The 18,136-nt window shown below is 41.2% G+C and carries 12 protein-coding genes, 2 tRNA genes and 1 rRNA gene; 7 read left to right on the forward strand and 8 right to left on the reverse strand.

The window, feature by feature from the left end:
• Positions 1-155 precede the first annotated feature (155 nt).
• The 6 genes from LRQ06_RS04335 to rluD all read right to left on the reverse strand — a co-directional run bounded on the left by LRQ06_RS04335 (position 156) and on the right by rluD (position 6,764).
• Positions 156-231: transfer RNA gene (locus LRQ06_RS04335), tRNA-Ala, on the reverse strand.
• Between the two features lie 35 nt (positions 232-266).
• Positions 267-343: transfer RNA gene (locus LRQ06_RS04340), tRNA-Ile, on the reverse strand.
• Positions 344-408: 65 nt separating this feature from the next.
• Positions 409-1,950 (reverse strand): 16S ribosomal RNA (locus tag LRQ06_RS04345).
• 426 nt (positions 1,951-2,376) lie between these two features.
• A complete protein-coding gene (clpB, locus tag LRQ06_RS04350; RefSeq protein ID WP_232765205.1) occupies positions 2,377-4,953 on the reverse strand; it encodes an ATP-dependent chaperone ClpB in 2,577 nt (858 codons plus the stop codon).
• A gap of 102 nt (positions 4,954-5,055) precedes the next feature.
• Positions 5,056-5,787 (reverse strand): peptidoglycan editing factor PgeF, encoded by a 732-nt coding sequence (gene pgeF, locus LRQ06_RS04355; RefSeq protein ID WP_232765206.1) that lies wholly within the window; start codon positions 5,785-5,787, stop codon positions 5,056-5,058.
• A 2-nt stretch (positions 5,788-5,789) separates the two neighbouring features.
• Positions 5,790-6,764 (reverse strand): 23S rRNA pseudouridine(1911/1915/1917) synthase RluD, encoded by a 975-nt coding sequence (gene rluD, locus LRQ06_RS04360; RefSeq protein ID WP_232765207.1) that lies wholly within the window; start codon positions 6,762-6,764, stop codon positions 5,790-5,792.
• Positions 6,765-6,912: 148 nt separating this feature from the next.
• On the opposite strand from rluD, the gene bamD reads away from it, so the two are divergent.
• From bamD to yjjX, 6 genes are all read left to right on the forward strand, one after another.
• Entirely contained in the window at positions 6,913-7,638 is a 726-nt protein-coding gene (gene bamD, locus LRQ06_RS04365; RefSeq protein ID WP_232765208.1) for an outer membrane protein assembly factor BamD, read from the forward strand.
• A gap of 346 nt (positions 7,639-7,984) precedes the next feature.
• The gene (gene hpf, locus LRQ06_RS04370; protein ID WP_232765209.1) at positions 7,985-8,308 is read left to right on the forward strand and encodes a ribosome hibernation-promoting factor, HPF/YfiA family; all 324 of its coding nucleotides are present in this window, start codon (positions 7,985-7,987) and stop codon (positions 8,306-8,308) included.
• A gap of 229 nt (positions 8,309-8,537) precedes the next feature.
• Positions 8,538-9,725 carry a prephenate dehydratase gene (gene pheA, locus LRQ06_RS04375; protein WP_232765210.1) on the forward strand — a complete coding sequence of 396 codons (1,188 nt, stop codon included), beginning with the start codon at positions 8,538-8,540 and terminating at the stop codon, positions 9,723-9,725.
• 190 nt (positions 9,726-9,915) lie between these two features.
• Positions 9,916-10,962, forward strand: coding sequence for a polyamine ABC transporter substrate-binding protein (locus LRQ06_RS04380; protein WP_232765211.1), 1,047 nt, complete (start codon positions 9,916-9,918; stop codon positions 10,960-10,962).
• A complete protein-coding gene (locus tag LRQ06_RS04385) occupies positions 10,946-13,261 on the forward strand; it encodes a putative bifunctional diguanylate cyclase/phosphodiesterase (protein WP_232765212.1) in 2,316 nt (771 codons plus the stop codon). The genes LRQ06_RS04380 and LRQ06_RS04385 overlap by 17 nt, the downstream gene beginning before the upstream one ends.
• A gap of 3 nt (positions 13,262-13,264) precedes the next feature.
• Positions 13,265-13,792 (forward strand): inosine/xanthosine triphosphatase, encoded by a 528-nt coding sequence (gene yjjX, locus LRQ06_RS04390; protein ID WP_232765213.1) that lies wholly within the window; start codon positions 13,265-13,267, stop codon positions 13,790-13,792.
• Between the two features lie 20 nt (positions 13,793-13,812).
• On the opposite strand, the gene trpR is transcribed toward yjjX, so the two are convergent.
• Positions 13,813-14,112 carry a trp operon repressor gene (trpR, locus tag LRQ06_RS04395; protein ID WP_232765214.1) on the reverse strand — a complete coding sequence of 100 codons (300 nt, stop codon included), beginning with the start codon at positions 14,110-14,112 and terminating at the stop codon, positions 13,813-13,815.
• 58 nt (positions 14,113-14,170) lie between these two features.
• Entirely contained in the window at positions 14,171-16,135 is a 1,965-nt protein-coding gene (locus LRQ06_RS04400; RefSeq protein ID WP_232765215.1) for a transglycosylase SLT domain-containing protein, read from the reverse strand.
• Positions 16,136-16,391: 256 nt separating this feature from the next.
• On the opposite strand from LRQ06_RS04400, the gene ettA reads away from it, so the two are divergent.
• Complete coding sequence (gene ettA / locus LRQ06_RS04405; protein WP_232765216.1) at positions 16,392-18,059, forward strand: energy-dependent translational throttle protein EttA; 1,668 nt, start codon at positions 16,392-16,394, stop codon at positions 18,057-18,059.
• The last annotated feature ends 77 nt before the right edge of the window (positions 18,060-18,136 follow it).

The following is an 18,136-nucleotide window of genomic DNA, read 5'->3' on the forward strand; positions in this document are numbered from 1 at the left end:
TTCTTATACAAGAAAGTATTGAGAACTTTTACAAACAGTTTTGTTTAAAAAACAAAACTGCTTTGTCAGCTTTCCAAATTGTTAAAGAGCGTGATTCATAAAGAACCATGTTTAACCATTCTCTTCCTATTCATAAAGAAAAGAACACTTAAAGATGGTGGAGCTATGCGGGATCGAACCGCAGACCTCCTGCGTGCAAGGCAGGCGCTCTCCCAGCTGAGCTATAGCCCCATCAGGTGTCGATACCGCTTCAATTCAATGTGAATTGGTGGGTCTGAGTGGACTTGAACCACCGACCTCTCGCTTATCAGGCGAACGCTCTAACCACCTGAGCTACAGACCCAGTATCGTCTCTTAATAACATAAACCTTCAATCTGTGTGAACACTCGACAATAACCATCATCGTGTAAGGAGGTGATCCAGCGCCAGGTTCCCCTAGCGCTACCTTGTTACGACTTCACCCCAGTCATGAACCACAAAGTGGCAAGCGTCCTCCCGAAGGTTAAACTACCTGCTTCTTTTGCAGCCCACTCCCATGGTGTGACGGGCGGTGTGTACAAGGCCCGGGAACGTATTCACCGTGGCATTCTGATCCACGATTACTAGCGATTCCGACTTCATGGAGTCGAGTTGCAGACTCCAATCCGGACTACGACGTACTTTTTGGGATTCGCTCACTCTCGCAAGTTGGCCGCCCTCTGTATACGCCATTGTAGCACGTGTGTAGCCCTACTCGTAAGGGCCATGATGACTTGACGTCGTCCCCACCTTCCTCCGGTTTATCACCGGCAGTCTCCCTGGAGTTCCCACCCGAAGTGCTGGCAAACAAGGATAAGGGTTGCGCTCGTTGCGGGACTTAACCCAACATTTCACAACACGAGCTGACGACAGCCATGCAGCACCTGTCTCAGAATTCCCGAAGGCACTCCTCTATCTCTAAAGGATTTTCTGGATGTCAAGAGTAGGTAAGGTTCTTCGCGTTGCATCGAATTAAACCACATGCTCCACCGCTTGTGCGGGCCCCCGTCAATTCATTTGAGTTTTAATCTTGCGACCGTACTCCCCAGGCGGTCTACTTAACGCGTTAGCTCCGAAAGCCACAGCTCAAGGCCGCAACCTCCAAGTAGACATCGTTTACGGCGTGGACTACCAGGGTATCTAATCCTGTTTGCTCCCCACGCTTTCGCATCTCAGTGTCAGTATCTGTCCAGGGGGCCGCCTTCGCCACCGGTATTCCTTCAGATCTCTACGCATTTCACCGCTACACCTGAAATTCTACCCCCCTCTACAGTACTCTAGCCAACCAGTTTCAAATGCGATTCCGAGGTTAAGCCCCGGGCTTTCACATCTGACTTAATCAACCACCTACATGCGCTTTACGCCCAGTAATTCCGATTAACGCTCGCACCCTCCGTATTACCGCGGCTGCTGGCACGGAGTTAGCCGGTGCTTCTTCTGCAGCTAACGTCAAAATAACAGAGTATTAATCTGTCACCCTTCCTCACTGCTGAAAGTACTTTACAACCCGAAGGCCTTCTTCATACACGCGGCATGGCTGCATCAGGGTTTCCCCCATTGTGCAATATTCCCCACTGCTGCCTCCCGTAGGAGTCTGGACCGTGTCTCAGTTCCAGTGTGGCTGATCATCCTCTCAGACCAGCTAGAGATCGTCGCCTTGGTGAGCTCTTACCTCACCAACCAGCTAATCTCACTTAGGCGTATCCGGTAGCGCAAGGTCCGAAGAGCCCCTGCTTTGACCCGTAGGTATTATGCGGTATTAGCCATCGTTTCCAATGGTTATCCCCCTCTACCGGGCAACTTCCTAAGCATTACTCACCCGTCCGCCGCTCGTCAGCAAGAAAGCAAGCTTTCTCCTGTTACCGCCCGACTTGCATGTGTTAGGCCTGCCGCCAGCGTTCAATCTGAGCCATGATCAAACTCTTCAATTAAAGTTTTGTGTTTCTCTTAAAAAAGAGAAACGGCTCAATGAATACTGATAACATGCACTACTTTATTAAAAGTAATGTTATGTCGAATTGACTGTGCCAAACATTCATTCTAAAAAGAAATCCTGTTCGTTTTGGTCACTCGTATCATTGATAAAATCTTTTGGATGTTTATCCGACGAGTGCCCACACAGATTGATAGGTTTATATTGTTAAAGAGCTTTTTCACCAAGCCACTTTGCGACTCAGTGGGAATGCATTATAGGGAGTTAATTAAACTTAGCAATAGCAAAGCGGATAATTTTTTATACTTTTCTACCAAGCGTTCAAAAAGCATCCATTTCGTATCTTTTTTAACAAAAAACCATTATCTCTAATATGCAAAAAGCTCCGTTAATTCTGTTAACAGAGCTTTTTATCCAACAAATACTAATTTTGAGTAGCCAGAATTTTTCCGTCTTTGGCTTCTAATTTTATTGTCACTCCGGGTACAAAAGCACCTGACAAGATGGATTTCGCCAGTGGGTTTTCAACCTCCTGCTGAATAGCCCGTTTTAATGGTCGTGCCCCATAAACCGGGTCAAACCCAACCTGCGCGATCAACTCCAGAGCATCTTCTCCAATATTTAATTCAAAGTCTCTTTCTTGCATTCGTTTGCGTAAACGTTCAATCTGTATTGACGCTATTGACTTAATATGCTCTTTGCCCAATGGATGAAATACCACACTTTCATCAACCCGGTTTAAAAACTCAGGTTTAAAATGATGAGAAACCACATCCATTACCTGAGCTTTCATCTGCTCGTAATCAAGTTCTTTAAAATGCTCCTGAATTTTAGTCGAGCCAAGATTAGAGGTCATGATGACTACCGTATTTCTAAAATCAACAGTTCTGCCCTGACCATCAGTAAGACGTCCATCATCCAGTACCTGCAATAATATATTGAATACATCCGGATGGGCTTTTTCCACTTCATCCAGCAAAATAACCGAATACGGTTTACGACGTACCGATTCCGTCAGATATCCCCCTTCTTCATAACCAACATATCCAGGAGGCGCACCAACCAACCTAGCTACTGAATGTTTCTCCATGAACTCAGACATATCAATACGAACCATGGCATCTTCGCTGTCAAACATAAAGTTAGCCAGTGTCTTACAGAGTTCAGTTTTACCAACACCTGTTGGGCCAAGAAATAAAAATGAACCAATAGGACGGTTAGGATCTGATAACCCTGCCCGGCTACGACGAATGGCATTAGATACAACTTCAACGGCTTCTAACTGTCCAACAACCCGTTTATGAAGTACATCTTCCATTTTCAATAATTTTTCTTTTTCAGCTTCAAGCATTTTTGAAACCGGAATACCGGTTTGTTTCGATAAAACCTCAGCAATCTCAGCATCTGTCACTTTGTTTCGTAGTAACGTCATTTCCTGCATTTCAGCCTGTGCCGCTAAATCCAGTTGTTTTTCTAATTCGGGAATACGGCCATATTGCAATTCTGACATCCGGTTCAGATCACCAGCCCGTCTTGCAACATCCATATCCATACGAGCATGCTCAAGCTCACTTTTAATATGTTGAGTTCCGGAAAGCGCTGCTTTCTCAGCGTTCCATACTTCCTCCAGCTCAGCATACTCTTTTTCTTTTTCAGATAACTCTTCATTAAGAATTTCCAGACGCTTACTGCTTGCGCTGTCATTTTCATTGCTAAGCGCCTGTTGCTCGATTTTCAGTTGGATAATACGACGATCCAAACGGTCAAGTTCTTCCGGTTTAGAATCAATCTGCAAACGAATACTGGATGCCGCTTCATCAATTAAATCGATCGCTTTATCCGGTAACTGTCTGTCAGAAACATAGCGATTGGATAAGCTCGCCGCAGCAACAATTGCCGGATCCGTAATCTCCACATGGTGATGCAACTCATACCGTTCCTTCAGTCCACGTAGGATTGCAACGGTATCCTCAACACTGGGCTCATCAACCAATACTTTCTGAAAACGTCGCTCCAAAGCCGCATCTTTCTCGACGTACTGACGATATTCATCCAGAGTCGTCGCGCCAACACAGTGGAGTTCTCCACGAGCCAAAGCCGGTTTAAGCATATTTCCGGCATCCATTGAGCCCTCTCCCTTACCGGCGCCAACCATAGTATGAAGCTCATCAATAAACAGAATAACGTTGCCTTCTTCTTTAGAGAGTTCATTCAAAACTGATTTCAACCGTTCTTCAAACTCTCCCCGATATTTAGCTCCCGCAACTAACGAGCCCATATCAAGAGAAAGGACCCGGCGTCCGCGAAGGCCTTCCGGTACCTCATTATTGATAATTCGCTGCGCTAAACCTTCAACAATTGCTGTTTTACCAACTCCTGGCTCACCAATTATCACAGGGTTATTTTTTGTACGGCGCTGCAAAACCTGAATAGTACGACGAATTTCATCATCACGGCCAATCACAGGATCCAGTTTCCCCTGTTCGGCTCTTTCGGTAAGATCAACGGTAAATTTCTCTAATGCCTGTCTTAAATCCTCCGCATTTTGATCTTTTACTGTTTGACCACCTCTGACTTTTTCGATGGCTTCAGAGACTTTTTGCTCGGTGATACCTATCTCTTTAAATAAATGCCCCAGAGGTCCTTTATCCTGAATAGCGGCCAGCAAAAAGATCTCGGAAGAAATATAAGCATCCTGACGTTTCTGAGCAATTTTGTCACAAAGATTAAATAAGTAACCTAATCCCCCCGATAATTGAACATCGGCACCAATTCCGGTGACTTTGGGTAAACGATCAAGTTCTTCACCCAACTTCGAACGCAACTGCATCGCGTCAACATTCATCATGGTCAAAAGAGGACGAATTGGACTTCCATCCTGGTCCATTAAGGCGACCATCAGATGGACAGGCTCAATGTATTGATGATCCCGGCCTAAAGCTAAAGACTGAGCATCCGAAATTGCAACCTGAAATTTACTGGTAAACCGATCAAGACGCATAACCACCTTCCTAATCACTGATAATAATTTTTACTGTTATCAAAATGGTTGCTGTATGGCTATTTTTCAAGAGGGTATAAGAATTTTTTGATTGAAAAATGTTCAGGCATTTATCCAGATAAAACAAGCCTGACGGCCAGTCTGACCATCCCGGCGATAAGAAAAAAACTGAGCTTCATTTTTATATGTACAAAGGCCACTAGCGGAGACATCTGAAATCCCAAGTTTAAGTAATTTCTGCTGAGCAATCATAGCCAGATTTCCCATCCATTTACCGGGAAAACCTTCTCTGGGTTCGAAAGCATTAATGAAATTGGAATCCATTTCTACAAACTTTTTTACCACTTCTTTACCAATTTCAAAAAACTGGTCACTAATGGCTGGCCCAATCCAGCCAACAACATCACCCGGCTCAGTAAAACACCGTACTGCATTTTCTAAAATACCGTCAGCCAATCCACGCCACCCAGCATGAACAGCCGCCACTTCAGTTCCTTGTGTATTCGTGAGTAAAACCGGCAAACAATCTGCTGTCATTACTGAACACACAATACCGGGGGTAGTTGTAAAAATCCCATCGGCATCTAATACTTCAGAAGTCCACTCAGAAACAGTGATAATCTTAGTTGAGTGTGTCTGATTAAGCCAAACTGGCTGAGCAGGTAAAACCTTCTGCTCGACTAACCATTGTCTGTTTTTCGCTACCAGCTCCGGGCTATCTCCAACATGATTGCCCAGGTTCAAACTTTTATACGGTTCTGCTGAAAACCCGCCTTCTCGGGTACTGGCAACTGCTGAAACATTTGCAGGAATTTTCCAGTCTGGTTTAAACATAGCTAAAACTCATCTAATGGATTCAATAACGCATCTTCACGAAGGGCTTCTGTCATTTCAACCATATCATCCGGAATAGGAGCATGAAATTCGAGTAATTCTCCGGTAACCGGATGTGTAAAACGGAGCATTGCTGCATGTAATGCCTGTCGGTCAAAAGATCGAAGCATAGATGTCAGATTATCGCTGGCACCTTTAGGTATTCTGACCCGCCCGCCATAAGCAACGTCGCCAAGCAACGGATGCTGGATATAGGACATATGAACACGAATCTGGTGAGTTCGTCCGGTTTCTAGACGTAAACGTATGCGGGTATGCTCTCTGAAATGTTCAGCAACCCGGTAATGAGTCACTGCGGGTTTACCCATCGGAGAAACTGCCATCAAGGTTCTCTTTGTAGAATGACGACCAATTGGTTGATCAACAATACCACCACCAGTCATTCTTCCGGTCGCAATCGCTTCATATTCCCTTGTAATATTTCGTTTCTGCAACTCCCGAACCAGTTTCGTCTGAGCAGGAACCGTCTTCGCTACAACCATCAAGCCTGTTGTATCTTTATCAAGCCGGTGAACAATACCTGCTCTTGGCACCTCGGCGATGGCAGGATAATGGTACAGTAATGCATTCAGCACTGTACCATCTGGCGTGCCAGCGCCCGGATGAACAACAAAATCTCTCGGTTTATTGACCACAATGATATCGTCGTCTTCATAAACGATATCCAGCGGAATATCCTGAGCCTCCCAACGTTCTTCATCTTCTAACTCGGCCAACAGAATAATTTCTTCTCCTCCAAGAACTTTGGTTCTTGGCTTAGTAACAACGACACCATTCAATGTTACTTTCCCCTCCACCAGCCATTCTTTGAGCCTTGAGCGGGAAAAATCAGAAAATAATTCTGCTATCGCCTGATCCAAACGCTGACCAAGTTGGTTCTCTTTTACGGTATTCTTTAATTCTATCTGCTGAGCCATATCGAACTTTTTAAAAAACTAAGAGACTAATAGTCCTTAGTATGGATAAAATAATGCACTATTGTATCTGTTACCTAAAAGAAAGTAACCTAGCGTTTTAAAGACAGCTTAGACTTTTAGTCGATTTATCAAGGAATCAACGTCTGATATGAAATACCAAGCTTTATCTGGTTTACTGGCAATCTCATTACTCGCTGGCTGTTCGAGCAGCAAAAATGTCGTGCCAGACCTCCCACCATCTCAATTATATTCAGAAGCCAAACTGTCTTTACAAAATGGAAGCTGGACTAAATCGATTGAAAAACTGGAAGCACTGGATTCTCGTTTTCCATTTGGAGCATATTCACATCAAGTTCAGCTTGACCTCATTTTTGCTTATTACAAAAATGAAGAGTATGCACTAAGCATAGCCACTATCGACCGTTTTTTAAGATTAAACCCGTCAAATCCAAATGTAGATTGGGTTTTATACATGCGTGGCCTAAATAATATGGCACTGGACAGCAGCTTCATGCACAGCTTACTTGGCATTGATCGTTCAGACAGGGATCCTGAACCGGTAAAAGATGCATTTAATGACTTTAAAAAATTACTTGAACGCTATCCTCATAGTACCTACGCCAATGATGCCCGTAAGCGGATGGTGTTCTTAAAAAACCGTTTAGCTAAATATTATCTTGCAACTGCAGACTTTTACTTAAGACGTGAAGCCTGGATTGCGGCAATCAACCGCTGCCAGGAATTACAGAAATCGTTTCCGAACACAGAAGCAGCCAGAAAGGCGTTAAAAATTCAGCTGAAAGCATACAAAGAGCTAGGTTTACAGGATGCGGTGGAAAGAACCAAAGCCCAAATAAAACTGAACCCGGCCTAACTATTTCTTCAAAAAACACTAAAAATAAAAAAGCTCCCTTTTGGAGCTTTTTTGTTAAAAACGATTTATGAATATCAAATGAGACATTTTTTGAACAAATTCTTTTTTCAGCCGAACTAAGACACTAAAAAATGAGACATTTTTTAGTTACCATAAACACCACATTACCGTGAAATTTAAATAACTCAATGTTTTTCTGTTAATGATTTTCATACTTCTTGCGAAGGATCACGTTTGCAATCACCAATTTTATAACACCCCATTTAAGTGATATATGTCACACTTTTTCCACCATAAAACAGTATTCTGAAATTAAGCCACAGGGATAACAACAGAGGATAGCATTATGAAAATGAATATCACTGGTAAAAATATCGACATTACCTCTGCAATCCGTGAACACATCGAGGAGAAATTCAAAAAGTTAGAAAAATGGCAGGTAGATCTGATTGGGTGTCAGTGCAGCTTTAGCGAGGAGCCCAACAAACAGAAAAAATTTGAAGCTACCGTCAGTATACCTAAAGGTCAATTGGTCGCATCGGCTCGTAACGAAGATCTTTATACTGCAATAAACGAAGTTGTACAAAAACTTGAAAGGCAGTTAAACAAGCTACGCCATAAACCTGAAGCCAGACGAACTGATACACTCACAATTGAAGAAGAAAGTTAACTTTTTTCATTTTTCATTGATAACAGCGCCAACAAGGCGCTGTTTTTTCTTGACGCTCCTGCATACCTTGCTTATTGTGTCCTTAATTTTTTCATTTAAAGTATTTATCATGTTCACATTCTTTTTTTCATTTCGTTTCAAACAAACCTGATACCTGAGGCAAAGATCGATTAAGAATGAACGAACAATAAGCCTCCCAAGTGGAGGCTTTTTTATAAAGGAAATATCTATGACCCCGGAATCACAAAGCTATTCTCTGGATGACATACGCTTACGCCTGAACGAATTGGATGATCAACTATTACAGTTATTATCCGAAAGACGTAAATTAAGTACAGAAGTTGCAAAAAGTAAAGTAAAAACATCGAAACCGGTCAGAGATGCCTCCCGCGAACAAGAATTACTTGTTAAATTAATTACTAACGGCCAAAAAAAATACAATCTCGATACTCAATACATTACCAAAATTTTTCACACCATTATCGAAGATTCCGTATTACTGCAACAAACCTATCTTCAAAATCTGGCGAATCCGGAGATTCACCTAAATCCGCATGTTCGTGTAGCTTATTTAGGTTCAAAAGGATCCTATTCGCATCTAGCAACATTGGAATACTTCAACCGAAAAAATACGGATGTAATTGAACTGAATTGTGATGGATTTAAAGACATTACAACAACCGTTGAATCCGGTCATGCCGATTATGGAGTGCTTCCAATTGAAAATACCAGTTCAGGTTCGATTAATGAGGTCTACGATCTGCTTCAGCATACTACCCTCAGTATTGTGGGTGAAATTACACTGCCTATTGAACATTGCATGTTAGCAACATCAGATATTCGCTTAGAAGACATTCGTACTCTATATTCTCACTCTCAACCACTTCAACAATGCGGCGAATTTATCAGTGGAATGAAAGATGTCACTCTTGAGTCCACACTCAGCACAGCTGACGCAATGATGAAAGTAAAAGAATTGAACCAAAAAGATTGTGCGGCTATCGGGAATGCCTCAAGTGGTAAGTTATACGGTCTCCAGCCTATTCAGGCTAACATTGCGAACCAAACAGAAAACTTTACCCGTTTTATTCTCGTGGCCAGAAAACCCGTTGAAGTGTCCCAGCAAATCCCGGCGAAAACAACCATCATTATGTCAACGCCACAAAAAGTTGGCTCTTTGGTCTCGGCATTACAGGTACTTCAGCACTACGGTATTAATCTCACCAAATTAGTTTCTCGTCCCATTATTGGGAATCCATGGGAAGAAATGTTTTATGTCGACTTAGAAGCACACTTACATTCAGTTCAAATGCAACAAGCGTTAGAAAATTTAATAAAATTTACCAAGCATTTGAAAGTATTAGGCTGCTTCCCAATTGAAAATGTAAAACCGACTCAAATTCAATTCAATGAATAGGAAAGAACGTTTTTTGCTGAAAATTTTACCTATTACCCATACAATATAAGCTATTACTGTCGAGCATATATAAAAACAATCATTCGGCAGATGTACAGTTGACTAAAACCATCACCTTATGTGCGCATTAGAATAATTAAGACTAATCGTACGTAAGTTTGGTTGATAGCGATGAGACGCTTTTGGCTTTATGATAAATATAAAAAAACTACTACTTACGGTATTCATTTTTTTTCCATTAATAAGTACCGCAAAAGGGTTAAACATTTACCTCTGGGAAGATACACTTTCAGAAAAAGTTATTACAGACTGGGAACAACAGACAAAAGTTCCAATTAATCGGTTTCATTTTGATAATGATGATGAAAGAAGTCTGTTAATGCTGAAAAGTGTCCAGCTTCCTTTCGATATCATCGTACTCGACAATGTGTCGGCTCAAATTTTTGCCCGGCAGAAGACTTTTGTCGACTTATCCGATCTCAAAGGCAGAGAAAACATCAATCCTAAATGGAATAAAGTATGTGGCTCTCATGCTATTCCTTATTTTTGGGGAAGTGTCGGCATCCTTTACCGCAAATCTATTTTTGGTTCTAATCCGCCAAAAACCTGGAACGACTTTATGAATCCTTCCCCCAACATAAGGGGGCATATCGGTATGATACAAGATAGTGTCGAAACACTACTCCCAGCCATGTACTCCATAGGGGCATCACCGGTATCAGATAATATGACCACACTAAAAACCGGTTATGAAATGATGACCAATATGAGTAAAAACATTCTTACTTATGAGTATGCCCTTAGTTACGTTCGTAGTCACAAAAACAGAGATAACCTGTTTGTTGCTATCGCTTACAGCGGAGATCAACACTCCTTAAACAAATTTTTCCATAATAATGACTGGAATTTTATTACTCCCAAAGGCGCCCCTTACCTCTGGTTTGATTGCATGGCAATAAACAGCAATTCTGAACATAAAAAAGAAGCGAAAGAATTTTTAACCTATCTGACTCAACCCAAAGTTGCGGCCCAAAATGCATTAGATATTGGAGGTGGGACACCAAATATCAAAGCGCTTAAATACCTACCGGAGAACTATAAAAACAATCGTGCCATATTCCCTGCCCCCGAAAGGATGAAATACGCAATTATTGACCGGGAGTTGTCACCACACAATTTAAGCATTAGAGCAAAAATAATTAACAGCCTGATTACACAACATGAAGCTCACCAATAGAATATTATTACTGATTGCGCCAGTCATTTTATTTAGCGCCGCAGCATCAACTTACATTATTTATGTAACACAAAAAGATGCTCTTATTAAAAGAACTGACAGCTATCTTCAGCTTAATATGGAGAAACTGGCCGGCTACTATACCCAGGCTAATTCTCTTCTGAGTAGTTACGCCTATACGTTGTCAAAAAGCGATATTATCCGACATTATTTTTTTCATGAAATTAATCCATTCAGAGAAATGGAGTTAGTTGATAATTTACATGAAACCATTAATACACTTCAGTCAAATAATACCAATTTTGTCGCTTTATCTATATTAGATGGAAATAAAGAACCACTTTATTATGCAGAAAAAAGTGATGATCCATTTGCTAAAATGGATCCATTAATTCTGAAACATATAAAGGTAATTTATGATACAAACCACAAGACTTCTTATGTCGGTTATTCCGAGAACTCTGCAGGTCAAGGCATACTACTTCGTTACGATGTATTAGATACAAAAACACTGGAATCTCCACTGAGCTATAACCAGAATCAAATCTTTTTTGTGGTTGTCTACACGGTATTAAACGAATTTAATCATTTAAGAAAACAAATTGAATTCGATAACAAAAGCTCAATATTTTTCTCACAAAAGAAGCTAAAGAAAAAAGGATTAGCTCAGGTAGTCCAGTTACAAAACGGTGTTTTTGCAACACTAGACCCTGCGCCTTTTATCCTGAAAAATAAGCTTCATGCCATTCAAATAGATCTGTTACTGGCTTTTTCCGTTTCTGCATTTATGACCGTCCTCTTACTTCTTCTGTTGCTAAACAAGCATGTCATCAACCCGATAACAAAGATGGATATCCAGCTACGGGAAGTTGAAAATAATAAACGAAGAAATATTGAAGTTTTAGGAACAAATGATGAAATAGGCCGATTATCTTCGCGTTTCCATGCTATGTATTCAGAACTGGAAGATACTTACCGGCGAACAAAAGCATTGGCTGAAAACGATCATCTGACAAAATTAGCAAACCGGCATCAATTTCAACGTCATGCTGAGATGATCATAGGACAAAAACAACATCACGTCTGGGTACTTTATATCGATCTTGATAATTTCAAATACGTTAACGATAAATATGGCCACCAAATTGGTGATACATTACTGGTTAATTTTGCTGACCATGTAAAAAAACTCTGCATCAGCTTTTCAAACAAATACCAGACGTATGGTTTAGCTTCTCGTTTATCGGGCGACGAGTTTGCAATTCTACTCTATTCACCATTTGAACAACCGGATTGTGCAGATCAATTTGCTTCCAGCCTGTTAGAACCAATACAAAGTGGCGAAAATTCACCAATTGGAAATTTCCCGATAACTGCCAGCATCGGCATTGCCACCTATCCGGATGATGGTCAGCACATAGAGAAGCTTCTTTCTAATGCCGATACTGCAATGTATCAAGCGAAAAATGCCGGTAAAAACCAGATTGCCCATTACTCCCGTGAATTAGATAAAGTGGTCCAGCGCCGATCAAATATTGAAAGAGCACTACGGGCTGGTAACTATGATCAGGAATTTAGTCTGGTGTACCAACCCTATTTTACCTGTAAAGATAATAAAGTATCCGGATTTGAAGCACTCCTTCGTTGGGAATCTGAAACTTTGGGAGAAGTATCACCCGATGAGTTTATACCAATTGCTGAACAAACCGGCTTATTTGCCACAATAGATAGATGGGTTATCCATCAGGCATTTAAAGAATTTCATGATATTCAGGCGGCTCTTGGTCATCCATATAAAATAGCGATTAATCTTTCTTCTGCTGAGTTAAACTCAATAAAGCTCGCCGATTATATAAAAAACTACTCTGCAAAATATGACATACCCAATCACTTGATTGAGTTTGAAATCACGGAAACCTTTGCCGCCGAAACCCAAAGCTTTCCTTTACTTCATGAATTGTCTAAACAGAAATTTGGGCTAACAATCGATGATTTTGGATCAGGCTACACCTCTATTGTTCAGCTCGTCCAGTATCCTGTCCAGAAAATCAAATTGGACAGAGTATTTCTCGATACTCTGATCGCTGGTAATAAGCATAATGTCGTTAAGCCTCTTATCGATCTCTGCCACTCTCAAAATATGAAAGTCACAGCTGAAGGTATTGAAAGCCAGGATATGAATACGTGGCTGGCAGATTACAATTGCGATTATCTTCAAGGTTTCTATCACGGTCACCCACTGAGCTTGGAAGAAATTTCACAACACTACGGCACTAATCAAATTCAGGAGAACAGTTAAACCATGAAAACAGTCATTGTCGCATCACTTAATCCTGCCAAAATCCGGGCAGTCGAAAGTGCTTTTACTACCGTATTTCACGATGACGAATTTGATTTCATCGGTGTGAGTGTTCCCAGTAACGTCTCAGAACAGCCAATGACAGACCATGAAACTCATCAGGGTGCTTTAAACAGGGTAAAAAATGCCAAATTAAAAGAACCGGATTGTGACTTTTATGTCGGCTTGGAAGCAGGATACGAAAATGGTTCAACTTTCGCATGGATGGTAATAGAATCTGAAATACAAAAAGGGGAATCACGTTCGGCCAGTCTTCCACTCCCTAAAACCATTCAGAAAGAGTTGCTGAAGGGAGAAGAGCTGGGTAATGTGATGGACGAATTTTTTAATACCTCAAACATTAAACAAAAAGGCGGGGCTATCAGCATTTTTACCGATGGTATCTTAACCAGAAGCTCAGTTTATCATCAGGCATTGGTCCTGGCTCTTACCCCGTTTTGTCATCATGAATTATTTCTATCGAACAAATAACAATGGATGCTTTTATTTGCTCATTTCTCACTCAGAAGAAGGGAACTCAAAACGGATTTCTCTTCTTCTGAAATACTTTTAAGTTCATTTGAACCTCTGGTAATAGTTGCAACCCCAACACCCAATAACTGGCTAATCTGACGCTGAGACAACTCCCCTTTTAATAATTCGCAAAAGATGTTAATACGGGAAACCAACACTGCTCTTTCATCGGATGTCATTAACATTGTCAACAGCATTTCGTGCTGTCCTGATTCTACTGACTTTTTTGCCAACTCAAGAAATGATTGCCAATTTTCGTATTCTGGTTGTGACGACATAGTTGTACTCGTTGATTGATACACTCTCTTATTTTAGATAATTACAATCTAATTGGAATCAATATTTTGCTTTTAACTCTGATGGACTAAGAAATTCCCGGTTAGTATTAAGCAAGCTTCGATAATACGTTTCAAACATAAGAATATTTTGAACATACCCGCGGGTTTCTTTGAATGGAATACTTTCAATAAACCGATATACATCCAGAGAACCCGATGATTTATTTAACCAGTTATCAACTCTTCTGGGACCTGCATTGTAGGCAGCAAACGCTAAAATCCGGTTACCATCGTATTTTTTTAATAGCTCATCAAGATAGCGGGTTCCAATCTCAATGTTTTTTTCCGGGTCATACAAATCAGAACGCCGGCGATAATCCAGACGATACTTACGTGCTGCATATTTCGCCGTATTAGGCATAACCTGCATAAGCCCCCTGGCACCGACAGGTGATCTGGCACTCTTATCCATAGCACTTTCCTGTCTGGCAACGGACATTAAAGTCACAGGATCAACATTATACTTATTCCCATAACGCTCGAAATCGTCTTTATATGCCACAGGGAAACGAAGAGATAAGTTATCCCACATACTCGCTTTTATCGATGCAATAATACTGAAATGGTACCAATGTGAATCCCGGGCAAAATAAGCAAGAGCTCTTTTTTCAGACAAGTTAGCCCTAGACAATAACCAATACCATTCACTTTTTGCAGCAGACGCTTTATCCCGTAATACCAATTCTCGAATACGGGCAAGTGATCTTTTAAAGTGCCCCAGCTCGACTCTTTTTTCTACATGAGAATCAATGCTGTATCTGGGAAGCTTATGTAAAACCGTTGCTGCTGCTGCACTATAAAAACTCCGTTCATCGGTTAATTGTCTCAGGCGTTCCTTGCCTGAAACATTATCTCCTAAATGAATTTCTGACTGGGCTTTCCAGAATTGCCATCGTGATGAATATACTTCTTTCCTGCTTAGCCGGTTAATCCAGTCGTTGATATCCTGCCAATTTCCTTTTTTAATCGCATAACGAATACGGCGTTCTATCAATTGATCATCACCACTTTTTGCAATCACAGAATCCCGCCAACCATTCAGATGATTGAGAGACGTCGTATCAGCTTTGTACAGAAGTTGGCCTGCAACATTATTTTGAAGTGTTTTTAAAAATGTTCTGTTGGCCGATTGAGATAAATCAAGAGAATGGGAAAGGTCATTTAAAAGAGCATAAGCACTTTCAACATTTTTAAAAGCAAGGCGATTCAACGATAATTCGATTAACTTCCGGTAAAAACGATCCTGTTTGCCTTTACCAAAGACACCAACAATATTTTGAGGCGAGCGATAAGCTTTTAATATTTTTTGAGCAAGTTGCCTTTTTTGCAAAGTAACCACTTTACCGGATAAATACTTCAATAATGAATATTGCCTATTTTCAAATGACAACAACATACGTTCAATAATTAAGTCATCCGATATTTTATGCTCTTGCTCCCAGTGAACAAAAAGCCCATCGCATTGTTTTGATACACTATGACCTTGTAACCAGAGCTTTTGAGCGCCTCTGAAAGCCGCTTTTTTCTGCCCCGTATGATAAAGAGCCGTATAATAGTAACACTGAAACTCTTCGCCTCTGGGTTCTGATTTTTGAAATACATTGATAAGAGACCATTTTTTACCTTTAGCCAATGCTCTTAAGTAAGGAGCGCTAATCCGTGCTGAGAAGGGAAATTCACGGTGACTATCAATAAAATTACGCACCACAATTGGTGATTTTTTATCAAGATCGATTAATATGGCCCGGTAATCCAGATATGGCCGTAACGGGTAATCTGCCAGTTTACTTTCAATTTTGTAATACTTAGAAACCTGTCGATTATCTAACCATTTCTGAGATTGATCGTACAGTGATCTCTGTTCTTTCAATGTCAGTGGTGCCCCTTTAACTGACATACTGTTCAGGCTGATCAGAAATGCAACAGCGGCCAGAACAACAATTCGGTTACTCAGAAATATCATTATTTATTAATCCCTTAACAGGCACTACTTATTGCTACAAACGCATATTATTAAAGAATGGTGACAAATTGCATAGTCCCGTCGGAGTAAATTAACAAAAAATTCAAGTCATCTTAAAGTTAAACTTATAATTCCTCAGAATGAGACATTTTACAGAGATAACAACCCAAACTTATTTTTCTGATGGTACAAAGCCACCCTAATTAGTATAGAATACTGCTTTTAATCTATAGGCAATTATTAGGAACGATCGGCGATGGCTGAATACGTGTATACCATGTCAAGGGTGAGTAAAATAGTGCCACCCAAGAGGCAAATTCTTAAAGATATTTCACTAAGCTTTTTCCCCGGAGCGAAAATTGGTGTTCTTGGCCTGAATGGCGCAGGTAAATCAACATTGCTTCGGATCATGGCTGGTATCGATAAAGATTATGATGGTGAAGCTCGCCCTCAACCAGGACTGAATGTTGGCTACCTTCCTCAGGAGCCGGTACTTGACGAAACCAAAACAGTTCGTGAAATCGTTGAAGAAGCCGTATCAGATGTAACCAACGCTCTAAAACGGTTAGATGAAGTATACGCGGCCTATGCAGAACCGGATGCAGACTTTGATCTTTTAGCAAAAGAACAAGGTGAACTGGAAGCTATAATCCAAACCAAAGATGGTCACAATATCGGGAATGCTCTGGAAAGAGCGGCTGATGCCCTCCGGCTCCCGGAATGGGATGCAAAAGTTGCTAATCTTTCTGGTGGTGAACGCCGCCGGGTTGCTATCTGCCGTTTACTTCTTGAAAAACCAGACATGCTGCTTCTGGATGAGCCGACTAACCACCTGGATGCTGAATCTGTCGCCTGGCTGGAACATTTCCTGTGTGATTACAGTGGTACTGTTGTTGCCATTACTCACGACCGCTATTTCCTGGATAATGCGGCCGGGTGGATTCTGGAACTGGACCGGGGGGAAGGTATACCATGGCAGGGAAACTACACTTCCTGGCTTGAACAAAAAGATGACCGGTTAAAACAGGAAGCTTCTCAGGAAAAAGCACGCCAGAAAACAATCGAAAAAGAACTTGAATGGGTAAGACAGAACCCTAAAGGGCGTCAGGCGAAATCAAAAGCCCGTATGGCCCGATTCGAAGAACTGAACAACTCCGATCACCAAAAGCGTAATGAAACCAATGAGCTGTTCATTCCACCAGGTGAACGTCTTGGTGACAAAGTCATCGATGTCACCGACCTAACTAAATCATTTGGTGATCGCGTATTAATTGATAACCTATCATTTAGCATCCCTAAAGGGGCCATCGTAGGTATTATTGGTCCAAATGGCGCGGGTAAATCAACTCTGTTTAAAATGTTAAGTGGTACAGAGCAACCCGATTCCGGCACGATTAATGTTGGCGACACCGTCAAAATAGCCTCTGTCGAACAGTTCCGGGACAGCATGAATGATAACAATACAGTCTTCCAGGAGATTTCTGAGGGTGCGGATATTATTCGCATTAATAACTTTGAAATTCCGGCTCGTGCGTATTGTTCTCGTTTTAACTTTAAAGGTGTTGATCAACAAAAAGTCATTGGTGAATTATCCGGAGGGGAACGTAACCGGGTCCACCTGGCAAAACTACTCAAAGCAGGTGGTAACGTACTGCTACTCGATGAACCAACCAACGATCTTGATGTTGAAACTCTGCGGGCATTAGAAGAAGCGCTCTTAGAATTCCCGGGATGTGCTATGGTCATTTCTCATGACCGCTGGTTCTTGGACAGAATAGCGACTCACATTCTTGATTACCGTGATGAAGGTAAAGTCAACTTCTACGAAGGCAACTACACCGAATACATGGAATGGCTGAAACAAACGCTTGGGGCACAGGCTGCAGAGCCTCATCGTATCAAATATAAGAAAATTGCTAAGTAATTAGTGAACAATAACGAATTATCCATAATAAAAAGCCGCAAATATTGCGGCTTTTTTTATACTACATTCTACAATTG

Source organism: Vibrio salinus (genome assembly GCF_021272385.1).
In the GTDB taxonomy this organism is placed as follows: Bacteria; Pseudomonadota; Gammaproteobacteria; order Enterobacterales; family Vibrionaceae; genus Vibrio; species Vibrio salinus.